The organism is Rhizobium sp. CIAT894 (genome assembly GCF_000172795.2).
In the GTDB taxonomy this organism is placed as follows: Bacteria; Pseudomonadota; Alphaproteobacteria; order Rhizobiales; family Rhizobiaceae; genus Rhizobium.
Genome location: NZ_CP020947.1, coordinates 3,663,558 through 3,676,697, shown reverse-complemented (window position 1 = coordinate 3,676,697; position 13,140 = coordinate 3,663,558). Strand labels below are relative to the sequence as shown.

Below are 13,140 nucleotides of genomic sequence, written 5' to 3'. Positions count from 1 at the left end.
TTTGCCGCATGATGCTGCGCCGCCTGGACCATATTTATTGCTTCGCTCTCAGAGAGGATATTGAGATGCGTATTACAATCAAACTTAAACTCGCAGCCGCCTTCGGCTTTGTCATATTATTGCTGGTGGGCAGCGCGGTTTATGGAATCATCAGCCTCAGTTCGCTGAACGACGCTGTCAGCGACGTTATCGCTGGCCCTGCAAAGAGGCTGGAATTGGCTCTGGAAGCGCAAACTGCCGAGCTCGATGCCGTCCGCTGGCAGAAGAACGCCCTTCTGGAAGCGGATCCCGAAATCGCCAGGAAGGACTATCAGAATTCGGCGAAAAGCGTGGATGAAATGCTTACCCTCGTAACGAGCGGCCTGCAGCTCGCAACCGCCGAGGGAAAGCCCAGCTGGGATAGGCTGGTCGAGCTTGCAAAACGCTTCGACGAAGGCTCCAACAAAGTCGCCTCCATACAGGAGAGCGGTGACAGAGCAGGCGCCGTGGCGCTTTCCTCGGGGGAGGTTCGCGCCCTTGTCGTGGAAATGGAGGACGTTTTTGGAAGACTCGTCGCGCTTCAACAGAAGTCGATGGCGCAGGCCGATAGCGACACCGATGTTCTGTATAGTTCGACCAAGAACATGTTGATCGGCATGGCGATCGGCGCTTCCGTCATCGCTTTTGCGGCTGCGCTGTGGATCGCGCTCGGCGTCAACAGCGGCCTGCGCAAGATCATGAATGTCGCCAGCGCTGTCGCGATCGGCGACCTGAATCAGAAGGTCGAGATCAAGAGCAATGACGAGATCAAGGATCTGGTCGACATGATCAACACCATGACGGAGAACCTTCGCATCACCGCCAACATTGCCGCGCAGATCGCCGAGGGCGATCTGACGGTGGCTCCGAAGCCGCTTTCGGAGAAGGATACACTCGGCATTGCGCTCGAGCAGATGGTCGAGCGCCTGCGTGGCGTCGTCGCCGATGCGGCTGCTGCCGCAGAAAATGTTTCGGCCGGCAGTCAGGAACTGTCCTCAAGCTCCGAGCAGGTGTCGCAGGGCGCCAGCGAACAGGCGGCTTCCGCCGAAGAGGCTTCCGCTTCGATGGAGCAGATGGCCGCCAATATCAAGCAGAACGCCGACAACGCCGCCCAGACGGAAAAGATCGCCCGGCAGTCGGCCAAGGATGCCGAGATGAGCGGCGAAGCGGTGTCGCGCGCCGTGCAGGCGATGCGGACCATTGCCGAAAAGATCAGCATCGTCCAGGAAATTGCCCGTCAGACCGATCTCTTGGCGCTCAACGCCGCCGTCGAAGCGGCGCGTGCCGGCGAACACGGCAAGGGTTTTGCGGTGGTCGCTTCGGAAGTCCGCAAGCTTGCCGAACGCAGCCAGTCGGCCGCCGCCGAAATCAGCTCGATGTCGGGTGATACGGTCAAGGCCGCCCAGGACGCCGGCGACATGCTCGGCCGGCTGGTGCCCGACATCCGCAAGACGGCCGAGCTGGTCTCCGAGATCAGCGCTGCCTGCCGCGAACAGGATATCGGCGCCTCGCAGATCAACGAAGCGATCCAGCAGCTCGACCGGGTGACGCAGCAGAATGCCGGCGCTTCCGAGCAGATGTCGGCAACCTCCGAGGAACTCGCCGCCCAGGCCGAAGAGTTGCAGACTTCGATCGCCTTCTTCAAGATAGATACGGCTGGTGACCACCAGTCCCGCGCGCCGGCTGCAAAGGTGACTGTCCGCAGTTCGGCTCCCCTCGCCGGCCGCAAGCTCGGTGTCAGGAAACCGGCGGCCAACAGCGTCGCCGGCCAGCAGGCGCGGGCAAAGGGTTTCGCTCTCGATCTCTCCATGGGTGGTCCCGATGATGGGGACGCCGAATTCAAGGAAAGCGCCTGAACATGGCTCCAACACCTCTGGAAGCGCAATTCGTGACCTTCAGCCTCGGCGAGGAGATTTTTGCCGTGCCGGTCGAGGTCGTGCGGGAAATCCTCGACTATGCGGAAGCTTTCAAGATTCCGAACGGTCCCGACTATCTGCTCGGCCTGCGCGACGTGCGCGGGCAGGGCGTGCCGACGATCGATCTTCGATTGAAGCTCGGCATGACGAAGACCGAGCCGACGCCGCATACGCGGGTGCTCGTCCTCGACGTGCCGCTGGAAAATCGGCTGCTCACCCTCGGCCTCGTCGCCGACCGCGTCTTCGAGGTCACGCCGTTCCGGCGTGACCAGATCGAGACGGCACCCGACATCGGCGTGCGCTGGCGCTCGGACTATATTGCCGGCGTCGTTCGTCGTGAAAACGGTTTTGTCGTCATCATCGATCTCGCGCGGCTCTTGTCGCGCGAGGACACCTCGGCACTGCAATCGGCCGCTTGACCGCGCGTCACCCCGGAGTACTGCGTTCTATGAGTATGGCAGCGGTGGAAACCCAATTGCCGGGCGACCGGATCAGCAAGCGCAATTTCGAAAAGCTTGCCCGGTTCATCTATGATTATAGCGGCATCAAGATGCCGCCGACCAAGCTGACGATGCTCGAAGGGCGGCTGAGACGCCGCCTTCGCGCAACCAACCATTCGACCTTCGACGATTATTGCGACTTCCTGTTCAACCACGACGGCCTCGCCCAGGAAACAATCTACCTGATCGACGTGGTGACGACGAACAAAACCGACTTCTTCCGCGAAGCCAAGCATTTCGACTACCTGCAGAGCGCGGCGCTGCCGGCGATCGCCAGCAGCGGCGTTCGCACCATCCGCACCTGGAGTTCGGCCTGCTCGACGGGGGCGGAACCCTATACGATGGCGATGGTGCTGGCGGAATTCACCGAGGGCCGCAACGACGTCTCCTACAGCGTGCTGGCGACCGATCTTTCCACCGACGTGCTGCAGACGGCGCGCCGGGGCATCTATCCGGAAGATCTCATCGCGCCGGTGCCGCGTGATCTGCAGCGCAAATATGTGCTGACGGCCAAGCAGCCGGATCGGCGGGAGGTGCGCATCACGCCGAAACTGCGCAGCAAGATTGGCTTTGCCCGCATGAACCTGATGGACGAGAAATATTCGATCGGGGAGCCGATGCACGTCATCTTCTGCCGCAACGTGCTAATCTACTTTGACAAGCAGACCCAGGCAGGCGTGCTCAACCGCCTTTGCGATTGCCTGGCGAAGGGAGGCTACATGTTCATCGGTCATTCCGAATCGATCACCGGCTTCGATCTGCCGTTGAAGCAGGTCTCCAATACGGTCTTTCAGCGTATCTAGTACATGTCGATTTTTCCGGGCAATCCTGGGAAAGCCGCTTCCCACTTTTCCTGGAATTCTGCGCAGCGGTTCAGCTTTTGATGGAAGCGCAGAACCGCTCTCGCTTTTTGTTTTTACGCAATTCCGGATGGAAAACCGCTTCGCACTTTTCCTGGAATTGCTCTAGGAGCATTCATGGCCAAGAAAATCCGCGTTCTCATTATCGACGATTCCGCCAGCATCCGTCAGACGCTGACGCATGTGCTGGAGCAGGATCCCGATATCGAGATCATGGCGGTGGCTTCCGATCCCTTCGCGGCAGCGCGCAAGCTGCTGGAGGAGACCCCCGATGTCATCACGCTCGACGTTGAGATGCCGCGCATGGACGGCATCACTTTCCTGCGCAAGCTGATGGCGCAGCGGCCGATACCCGTGGTGATGTGCTCGTCGCTGACGGAAGCAGGTTCGCAAACGCTGATCCAGGCGCTGGAGGCGGGCGCCGTCGACGTCATTCTGAAATCGAAGATCGGGGCCGCCGACAGTCTTTCCGATGATGCGATGCGCATTCGCGAAATCGTCAAGAGTGCCTCGCATGCACGGCTTCCCACCGTCCGCCGCGCCGCCGGAACCATCCGCTCGGCCTCGGCCGACGGGCCGGCCAAGAAGCTGACGGCGGATGTCATGCTGCCGCCGCCGACGGGACGGGCCATGGCGAAGACGACCGAGATGGTCGTCTGCGTCGGCGCCTCCACCGGCGGCACGGAGGCACTGCGCGAATTTCTGGAGGAATTGCCGGCCAATGCGCCCGGCATGGTGATCGTCCAGCATATGCCGGAAAGATTCACCGACGCCTTCGCCAAGCGGCTGAACGGGCTCTGCGAGGTCGAGGTGAAAGAGGCCGTCGACGGCGACCCGGTGCTGCGCGGGCACGTGCTGATTGCGCCCGGCGACAAGCACATGCTTCTCGAGCGCCAGGGCGCACGTTACTATGTGAGCGTGAAGGCCGGGCCGCTGGTGTCGCGTCACCGGCCCTCCGTCGACGTGCTCTTCCGTTCGGCAGCGCGCTCGGCCGGCTCGAACGCCATGGGGATCATCATGACCGGCATGGGCGACGACGGCGCGCGCGGCATGCTGGAAATGCATCAGGCCGGCGCCTACACGGTGGCGCAGGACGAGGCGAGTTCAATCGTGTTCGGCATGCCGAAAGAGGCGATTGCCAAGGGCGGCGTCGACCGCATCCTGCCGCTCGACCAGATGGCCCGTGAAGTGATGCTGACGCAGCAGAAGTTCTGAGACAGTTTCTGATGATCCGACCGGAATAAATGCCGGTTTCCGGTGCCGCAGGGCAGCCATGCATGCGTCCCCTTGAAATTTCCCCGATTTTGTGGTCTTGAGGCCGCCAATCTTTGCAGCGCTGTCTGTCATGCATGTTCAGGGACACTTCCCGCCCCTGGCAGCGCGCACCTCGTATCAGTCCCAAGGAAAATGCGCCGATGGCCCGTTCAGCTCTTCTCAATGTCATGGTTCAGGCTGCCCTCAAGGCAGGAAAATCGCTGGGACGTGATTTCGGCGAAGTGCAGAACCTGCAGGTTTCGGTGAAGGGGCCCGGCGACTTCGTTTCCAGCGCCGACCGCAAGGCCGAGAAGATCGTCAGAGAAGAGTTGCTAAAGGCCCGTCCGACCTATGGATTCCTCGGCGAGGAGAGCGAAGAGATCAAGGGAACGGACGGAGCACATCGCTGGATCGTCGACCCGCTCGACGGCACGACGAACTTCCTGCACGGCATCCCGGCCTTCGCCGTCTCGATCGCGCTCGAACGCAACGGCGAGATAGTGGCCGCCGTCGTCTTCAACCCGGCGACCGACGAACTCTATACCGCCGAGCGCGGCGGCGGCGCCTTCCTCAACGACCGGCGCCTGCGCGTCGCCGCGCGCCGCGTGCTGTCGGATTGCGTCATCGGCTGCGGTGTGCCGGCGCTCGGCAAGCGCAATCACGGCAAGTTCCTGGTCGAGCTTCGGCATGTGATGGGCGAAGTGGCGGGCATCCGCCGCCTGGGCTCGCCGACGCTCGACCTTGCCTATGTCGCGGCCGGGCGCTTCGATGGTTTCTGGGAGGCCGAGCTTGCGCCCTGGGACATGGCGGCCGGTATCCTGCTCATCCGCGAAGCCGGCGGTTTCGCCACCGACTGGGACGGCGGCACGGCCATTCTGGAGAGCGGCGCGATCGTCGCCGGCAACGAAGCCATCCACAAGGCCCTGGTCGAAGTTATCAAGCGACCGATCCCGGCCAAGTGAGCGGGTGAAAAACCGGCTGTTGTAAAGTCACGGTTTTCGCCCCGGCATACTTCAATTCGGCACAATGTTGATCTAGTCTCCGCCAGCAGTGAGTTCGGAGGCAGCTGAACCTATGGAAAATGTGAATGTGGCGGAGATCGGCTCCACCGAAAAGACGCCCGGCGGTTATGCCTACAGGCTCTCGAGCCCCATGCCCTTCCTCTGGACGATGCTGCTGTTCCTCGTTATCGTCGGCTTTATCGCCGCCATCCTCTTCCGGCAAACGCAGACCGCCTTCATGCACAATCCAGGCCTCAACGGCCTGATCGTCGGCGTCCTCGCGGTCGGAATCATTCTTGTTTTCAATCATGTACTGGCGCTTCGCCCCGAAGTGCGCTGGTTCAACTCCTTCCGCGCCGCCGGCAGCGCCGACAAGGTCAATCGTAATCCGCGGCTGCTGGCGCCGATGCGGGCGCTGATCGGCAGCCGCAAGACCTCCCTGGCGCTGTCGACGACGGCGCTGCGCTCGATCCTCGATTCGATCGCCACCCGTCTCGACGAATCGCGCGACGTTTCGCGCTACCTGATCGGCCTGCTGGTCTTCCTCGGCCTGCTCGGCACTTTCTGGGGTCTCATCGGCACGATCGGTTCGATCAGCATCGTCATCCAGTCGCTCGATGCCGGCTCGAACGGCACGGGGGACGTGCTCTCGGCGCTGAAGGAAGGGCTTTCCACGCCGCTTTCGGGCATGGGCCAGGCGTTCTCTTCCTCGCTGCTCGGCCTTTCCGGTTCGCTCATTCTCGGCTTCCTCGACCTGCAGGCCGGGCGCGCGCAGAACCGTTTCTACATGGAGCTGGAAAACTGGCTCTCCTCGGTCACAGATGTCGGCTCCGACCTTGCGCCTGCCCTCGACGCCGTTGCCGGCGCTTCCTCCGACGACATGCGTGCGCTCTCCGATTATCTGCGCAAGGTTTCGGAAGAGGGCGGCAGCGGCACCCAACGCTCCGTCGCCGCGATGGCGAGCCTTGCCGAAGGCATTCAAGGTCTGGTCAAAAACATGCGCAACGAGCAGCAGATGCTGCGCGACTGGATCGAGGCGCAGCAGGACGAGGCGAAGGCCATGCGCCGGACGCTCGACAGGCTTGCCGAACGTATCGGCGTGCAGGAGCGCGCAGGCGAGCGGGGCGAGCGTTTGCGCGACCGCGCCAGCCAGGCAGAAACGAGCGAGGGCAAGTAGGCCATGGCTCTTGCCCGCAACCGGCGCCGCGAACGCACGGTGGATTACTGGCCGGGCTTCGTCGATGCGCTGTCGACGCTGCTCATCTCGATCATGTTCCTGCTGACGGTCTTCGTCGTCGGGCAGTTCATTCTCAGCCGCGAGATCACCGGGCGGGATGAGGTGCTCAATCGCCTCAACAGCCAGATCAACGAACTGACGCAGCTTCTCGCGCTTGAAAAGGGCAGCAACCAGGACCTTCAGGATTCGGTTGCCAACCTGCAGGCCTCGCTTGCCGGTGCCGAAAGCGAGCGTTCGCGGCTGCAGGCCTTGCTGAGCGCCGGCTCCGGCGGCCAGGATGCGGCGCAGAAGCGGATCGGCGCGATGACGCAGGAGCTTGACGAGCAGAAGCAGGTGAGCGAGCGGGCGCTCAGCCAGGTCGAGCTGCTGAATCAGCAGATCGCCGCACTTCGCAGCCAGATCGCTGCCGTCGAAGCAGCCCTTCAGGCGTCGGAGGAGAAAGACCGGGTCTCGCAGACGAAGATCGCCGATCTCGGCAGTCGCCTGAACGTTGCGCTTGCCGCGCGCGTGCAGGAGTTGAACCGCTATCGCTCCGACTTTTTCGGCCGTCTGCGCGAGATCCTTTCCGACCGCGAGAATATCCGCATCGTCGGCGACCGTTTCGTCTTCCAGTCGGAAGTGCTGTTTCCCTCGGGCGGCGCCGATCTCAATCCGGAGGGGCAGACGGAGATGGCAAAGCTTGCGGCCGCCCTTCTCGATCTCGCCAAGGAAATTCCGCCGGAGATCAACTGGGTGCTGCGCGTCGACGGCCATACCGACAATGTGCCGCTCGCCGGAACCGGCCGTTATCGCGACAATTGGGAACTCTCCTCCGCGCGCGCGATTTCGGTCGTCAAGTTCCTGATCGGCCAGGGTGTGCCGGCCGATCGGCTCGTTGCCGCCGGCTTCGGCGAATTCCAGCCGATCGCGCCGGGCGATACGCCGGATGCGCGCTCCACCAACCGCCGGATCGAACTGAAGCTGACCGAGAAATGATCAGCCTGACATCGCCTGCCGCGCCTTCTTCAGCCGGCCGGTCAGGAAGTCACGCACGGCGGGACTGTCGCTGAGGCCGATTGCCGCGATGTAGGCGTCGGCCGCCGCGGTATCTTCACCGGCCTCAGCCAGGAGAAAGGCGCGCACCGCCCAGTAGGGTTGGTAGCTTGCGACCGTGCGAGCATCGAGCTGGTCGAGCCGCTCCAGGCCGGCGGCGGCGCTTGAGGCCCTGCCGATCACCGCAGCCTGGCTGACCCGTGCACCCAGAGTCGGCTTCATCATCACCAGCGCCGTATAGAGTGTTGTCAACGCCTGCCAATCGGTCTTTCCCGACAGCCGGCGGGCGGCATGCACGGACTGTATCGCGGCCTGGCACTGGAAGGGGCCGAAACGCTCGAAACCTCCGGCCTTGCGCAGCAGCGCATCAGCTTCTGCAATCATGATCGCATTCCAGACCGCCGTATCCTGCTCGTCCAGCGGTACATATCGACCATCGCTGTCGCGCCGGGCGCTGCGGCGGGCTTCGCAGTGAAGCATCAGCGACAGGAGACCGATCGCTTCCGGTTCATCGGGCAGTACGGCGAGAAGCGCGCGGCCGAGCCAGATCGCCTCGCTGGCAAGCGAATGGTGCTCTTCCTCGCCGTCGAGACCGTCCCATCCGAGGCCGTATGCGGCGTAGATCGCCGAAAGTACGGCGGCGAGCCGCCCTGAGAGAGCTGGGCGAGGCGGGACGGCGAAGGGAATGCCGGCATCGCGGATTTTCACCTTGGCCCGCACCAGCCGCTGGCTCATCGCCTCCGGTGAGACGACGAATGCCCGGGCAATGGTTCTCGCTTCGATGCCGAGGATTGTCTGCAGCATCAGCGCGGTATGGACGGAGCTGTCTATGGCCGGATGTGTGCAGGCAAACAGCAGCTTCAGCCGCTCATCGGGAAAGACGGCTTTGCCGGCCTCGTTCATGCGTTCCTCCGCTTCCTCGAAGGCCAGCGATATCGTCGTTTGCGCCTTGGCCGCGACGGTGCGATGGCGGGCGGCCTGCATGAGATTGCGGCGTGCGGCCACCAGCAGCCAGGCTTCCGGGTTGCCGGGGACGCCGCGCTCCGGCCAGACACGAAGGGCCGAAGCCAGCGCTTCCGACAATGCGTCTTCCGCCGCCGGCACGTCGCGCGAGCGGGCGGCGAGGAAGGCGATCAGCTTGCCGTAGGACTGACGTGCCACCTTTTCGGCGGCGGGTCCGGCATCGGGCGGCATTGCCGCCTCACATCTGCAGGCGTGGGCGCACCTCGACCGAGCCCTTGTCGGAGATCGGTACGCGGGTCGCCCATTCCAGCGCGGTGTCGATGTCGGGAACGTCGATCAGATAAAAGCCGCCAAGCTGTTCCTTGCCTTCCGGATAGGGGCCGTCCTGAACGTCGTGTTCCTGGCCTCTGCGGCGTACGACCGTGCCGGTCTCGGGCGCCGTCAGCCCGGCGCCGCCGGTCATGATCCCCGCCTGGGCAAGCGCCTTGCTGTAGGCGACCCAGCCGTCGCGATAGGCAGGATCGCTGCGGTTGGCGAAATCCTCGGCGGCTTCACGAATGATGAGAGCATATTGCATGGAAAACTCCTGATCTCGTTGTGGCGTTGATCCGGGCATCCGATATCGGGGGCGATATCCCGAAAGCTGTGAGGCCCGGCAGAACGGTTCCGCCGTTCCGATACAATGAGGCGCGGCAACGGGCCGTTTCGACATGGCTTTCAAAAAATATACGAAAAAGAAAAATGTCGCCGAAAATGACAAGCAACCAGGCCGGGCGGGCTCAAGGGTAGCCGTGCTGCTCAGGGCGCGCAGAAAGGCAGGGCGGCATTCAAGCCGCCGCTGCCTATCTGATCAGGATTCGGCCTTCGTCTGATCGACGACGTCGGCACCGGGCGTGTTCTTCTTGATGGATTCGATGGCACTCAAGGCGGACGCCTTCGCCTTGTAGCCCTCGGACGAGAACATGGCTTCCCCGTTCGATGCCTTGAAGCGGAAGCGGAACTCGCCTGATTTATCCTTATAAACTTCGAATTTATACATGGATGTCTCCCGAAACGCTGAATTGCAACCATCAGCGTCAGGGAGGCTAGATCAAAATGGCGAGCTTTTCCACTGCCTTAATTAGAATTGGCTGCTTAGAGCATGATGCCGAAAAGTGTGCGCGGTTTTCGGACAACATCATGCTCTAGCTTTTTAATTTAGAACAGGATTCAGATTTTAGGCCAACCGGCCTAAAATCATCCTGTTCTAGCGTCCAATTGTCACTGTTCCCATCGGCCGCAAGCGAAGGCGCCTGTGCCGCCGCCGGCATCATTCCATCTGGATGTTTGCGCCCTTCACCACCGGTCCCCATTTGGCGAGTTCGGCCTTCACATGGGCGGCGAGTTCATCCGGTGTCGAGCCGACAATGGTGGCGCTGAATTCTTTCATCCGTTCGGCAACGGCGGGGTCTTTAAGCGCCTTGCTGGCCGAGGCGTTGAGACGCATGACGACCTCGTTCGGCGTCTTGGCCGGGGCGAAAAGCGCATTCCAGGTATAGGTCTCGTAACCCGGTATGCCTGACTCGGCGACCGTCGGCACGTCGGGGAAGGAGGGCGCGCGCGCGGCCGTGGTTACCGCCAGCGCCCGCAAAGTGCCAGCCTTGATATGGCTCGATGACGAGGGCAGGTTATCGAACATGATCGGCACCTGGTTGCCGATGACATCGTTCAAGGCCGGGCCGGCGCCTTTATAGGGAATATGCTGCATGCTGACACCGGCCATGGACTTGAACAGTTCGCCGGACAGATGCAGCGGCGTGCCGTTGCCCGACGAGGCGTAGCTGTATTTATCGGGCTCGGCCTTCAGCAGCGCGATCAGTTCCGGCACGGTCTTCGCCGGCAATTGCGGATTGACGACCAGCACGTTCGGCACGACGACAAGCAGCGAGACCGGCGCGAAATCCTTCTCGGGATCATAGGGGGTCGATTTGAGGATCAGCGGGTTGAGGGCGTGGGTTGCGACGGTGCCCATCAGAATGGTGTAGCCGTCAGGTTCGGCGCGGGCGACGTTGCCGGCGCCGAGATTGCCGCCGGCGCCGGCAACGTTCTGGACAATCACTTGCTGGCCGAGATCTTCCGACATCTTCTGCGCGACGATGCGGGCAACGACATCGGTCGAGCCGCCCGCTGCAAAGGGCACGACCATGGTGATTGCGCGATCGGGGAAATCCGCAGCCGTGGCAGACATGCCGATACCGATCGTTGCAGTCAGGCCAAGAGCGAGCGCAAGGCCCATGCGTCGCGTCATATCGGAAAGCGCCATTCCTATCTCCTCCCAAGAATTTCAACGGCAATATCCCCACCCCGGGGAATGAAGAGGGTAGGGCGGGAGGTGCGAAAGACAACCGCAGGGAGCGCAATCGGGCTCAGACTTTAGTCGCGGTCTGCAGGAGAAGAGCCGCCGGCTATTTCGCGGCGGCGAGCACGTCCTCGTTGGCTGCATCGAATTGCAGTTTCGCCAGCCGTGCATAGATGCCGCCGTGGCGGATCAGGCTCTGATGCGTGCCCTCTTCGACGACACGGCCCTGATCCATGACGAGGATGCGGTCGGCCTTCAACACGGTTGCCAGGCGATGGGCGATGACCAGCGTCGTGCGGCCGTCCACCAGCCCGTCGAGTGCCTTCTGCACCAGCGTCTCGCTTTCGGCGTCAAGTGCGGAGGTCGCTTCGTCGAGCAGCAGCACGGGGGCATTCTTCAGGATGGCGCGGGCAATGGCGATGCGCTGGCGCTGGCCGCCGGAAAGCGTTACGCCGCGTTCGCCGACCTCGGTCTCGTAGCCCCTGTCCAGCCGGGTGACGAATTCGTCGGCCTGGGCGGCGATTGCTGCGGCACGGACCTCGTCGCGCGAGGCGCCGGGACGGCCGAAGGCGATGTTGTCATGGATCGAGGCGGCGAAGATGGTGACGTCCTGCGGCACGATGGCGATGCGCTGGCGCAACTCGTCGGGCGTCGTCAGTTGCGCGTCGACATCGTCGATTTTCACGCTGCCCTGCTGCGGATCGTAAAAGCGTAAGAGCAGCGAGAAGACGGTGCTCTTGCCGGCACCGGACGGGCCGACGATCGCGACCGTTTCTCCGGGCGCGATGGCGAAACTTAAGCCATGCAGGGCCGATTTGCCGGGGCGCGAGGGATAGGTGAAATGCACATCGGAAAATTCGACGCGGCCACGGCCGGGCGAAGGCAGAGGCCGCGGGTTGGCGGGGGCTGATATCGGCGAGACCTCGTCGAGGAGTTCTGTCAGCCGGTCGGCGGCGCCGGCTGCCTGCGAGAGTTCGCCCCAGACCTCCGACAGTGCGCCCAGCGAACCGGCCGATATGACGGCATAGAGCAGGAACTGGCCGAGCGTGCCGGCCGAAAGCGTGCCGGCAAGCACGCTGTGGGCGCCGACCCAGAGCACGGCGACGACGCTGCCGAAGATCAGCGTGATGGCAATCCCTGTCAGCAGCGCGCGCGAGCGGATAGCGGCGCGGGCCGCGTCATAGGCGGATTCGACGGCGGCGCCGTAGCGTTCCGCTGCCGCGTCCTCGCCGTTGAAAGCCTGGACGGTGCGGGTGGCGGCGACCGTCTCGTTGGCGAAAGCGGATGCATCGGCGAGCGTGTCCTGAGCGGCGCGCGAACGCTTGCGCACCGAGCGGCCGAAGGCGACGAGCGGGAAGACGATCAGCGGGATCGCTCCTATGACGAGGCTCGAAAGCTTCGGCGAGGTGACGATCATCATGCCCATGGCGCCGAGACAGAGGATGAGGTTTCTGAGCGCCACCGAGGCGGTGGCGCCGACGGCGGATTTGATCTGCGTCGTATCGGCGGTCAGGCGCGAGACGATCTCGCCGGACTGGTTGACGTCGAAGAAGGAGGGCGACAGCCTCGTCACATGGGCAAAGACGTCACGGCGGAGATCGGCGACGATGCGCTCGCCGATGGTGATGACGAAATAATAACGCATGGCGCTTGCGATCGCGAGCACCATGGCCATGACCATCAGCATGGCGAAATAGCTGTTGATGAAGCGGCCGTCGGACTGGGTGAAGCCGTGATCGATCATCCGACGCACGGCGAGCGGCAGCGTCAGTGAGGTGATGGCGGCAAGCGCTAGCGATATCAGCGCCCCGGTCACCATGCCGCGATAGCGCATGACGTAAGGCGTCAGCCTGCCGAGCGGCCGCAACGACCGCCTTTTGTTTTCCTCAGCCCGTGCCTGCTCTGCCAAATCGTCTCCGATCACCCTCAGGACCCGCGCAATGCGGCCTGTTGGCTCTTGTTATCTAGGCGTCCTTCATGTATAGGCACGCCATCCTAATGGGAAGCCGTAGCCATCACGA

The 13,140-nt window shown here is 62.9% G+C and carries 12 protein-coding genes; 7 read left to right on the top strand and 5 right to left on the bottom strand.

The window, feature by feature from the left end; genetic code table 11:
* The first annotated feature begins 65 nt into the window (after nucleotides 1-65).
* The 7 genes from RHEC894_RS18170 (at nucleotide 66) to RHEC894_RS18140 (ending at nucleotide 7,761) form a co-directional block, all read left to right on the top strand.
* Entirely contained in the window at nucleotides 66-1,874 is a 1,809-nt protein-coding gene (locus RHEC894_RS18170; protein WP_085739038.1) for a methyl-accepting chemotaxis protein, read from the top strand.
* A 2-nt stretch (nucleotides 1,875-1,876) separates the two neighbouring features.
* Nucleotides 1,877-2,353 carry a chemotaxis protein CheW gene (locus RHEC894_RS18165; RefSeq protein ID WP_085738316.1) on the top strand — a complete coding sequence of 159 codons (477 nt, stop codon included), beginning with the start codon at nucleotides 1,877-1,879 and terminating at the stop codon, nucleotides 2,351-2,353.
* Between the two features lie 29 nt (nucleotides 2,354-2,382).
* Nucleotides 2,383-3,237, top strand: a complete 855-nt coding sequence (locus RHEC894_RS18160; RefSeq protein WP_085738315.1) for a CheR family methyltransferase — start codon at nucleotides 2,383-2,385, stop codon at nucleotides 3,235-3,237.
* 174 nt (nucleotides 3,238-3,411) lie between these two features.
* Nucleotides 3,412-4,509, top strand: coding sequence for a chemotaxis response regulator protein-glutamate methylesterase (locus RHEC894_RS18155; RefSeq protein ID WP_085738314.1), 1,098 nt, complete (start codon nucleotides 3,412-3,414; stop codon nucleotides 4,507-4,509).
* 200 nt (nucleotides 4,510-4,709) lie between these two features.
* Complete coding sequence (locus RHEC894_RS18150; protein ID WP_085738313.1) at nucleotides 4,710-5,510, top strand: inositol monophosphatase family protein; 801 nt, start codon at nucleotides 4,710-4,712, stop codon at nucleotides 5,508-5,510.
* 112 nt (nucleotides 5,511-5,622) lie between these two features.
* Entirely contained in the window at nucleotides 5,623-6,726 is a 1,104-nt protein-coding gene (locus tag RHEC894_RS18145) for a MotA/TolQ/ExbB proton channel family protein (RefSeq protein ID WP_085738312.1), read from the top strand.
* A gap of 3 nt (nucleotides 6,727-6,729) precedes the next feature.
* Nucleotides 6,730-7,761 carry a peptidoglycan -binding protein gene (locus RHEC894_RS18140; RefSeq protein ID WP_085738311.1) on the top strand — a complete coding sequence of 344 codons (1,032 nt, stop codon included), beginning with the start codon at nucleotides 6,730-6,732 and terminating at the stop codon, nucleotides 7,759-7,761.
* Here RHEC894_RS18140 and RHEC894_RS18135 read toward each other — a convergent pair whose 3' ends face one another.
* The 5 genes from RHEC894_RS18135 to RHEC894_RS18115 all read right to left on the bottom strand — a co-directional run bounded on the left by RHEC894_RS18135 (nucleotide 7,762) and on the right by RHEC894_RS18115 (nucleotide 13,028).
* Nucleotides 7,762-9,012 (bottom strand): DUF6596 domain-containing protein, encoded by a 1,251-nt coding sequence (locus RHEC894_RS18135; protein ID WP_085738310.1) that lies wholly within the window; start codon nucleotides 9,010-9,012, stop codon nucleotides 7,762-7,764.
* A 7-nt stretch (nucleotides 9,013-9,019) separates the two neighbouring features.
* Nucleotides 9,020-9,358: a YciI family protein gene (locus RHEC894_RS18130; protein ID WP_085738309.1), complete on the bottom strand. Its 339-nt coding sequence runs from the start codon at nucleotides 9,356-9,358 to the stop codon at nucleotides 9,020-9,022.
* 273 nt (nucleotides 9,359-9,631) lie between these two features.
* A complete protein-coding gene (locus RHEC894_RS18125; protein WP_085738308.1) occupies nucleotides 9,632-9,820 on the bottom strand; it encodes a YegP family protein in 189 nt (62 codons plus the stop codon).
* A gap of 270 nt (nucleotides 9,821-10,090) precedes the next feature.
* The gene (locus RHEC894_RS18120; protein ID WP_085738307.1) at nucleotides 10,091-11,083 is read right to left on the bottom strand and encodes a tripartite tricarboxylate transporter substrate binding protein; all 993 of its coding nucleotides are present in this window, start codon (nucleotides 11,081-11,083) and stop codon (nucleotides 10,091-10,093) included.
* A gap of 142 nt (nucleotides 11,084-11,225) precedes the next feature.
* Complete coding sequence (locus RHEC894_RS18115) at nucleotides 11,226-13,028, bottom strand: ABC transporter transmembrane domain-containing protein (protein WP_085738306.1); 1,803 nt, start codon at nucleotides 13,026-13,028, stop codon at nucleotides 11,226-11,228.
* Nucleotides 13,029-13,140 lie beyond the last annotated feature (112 nt).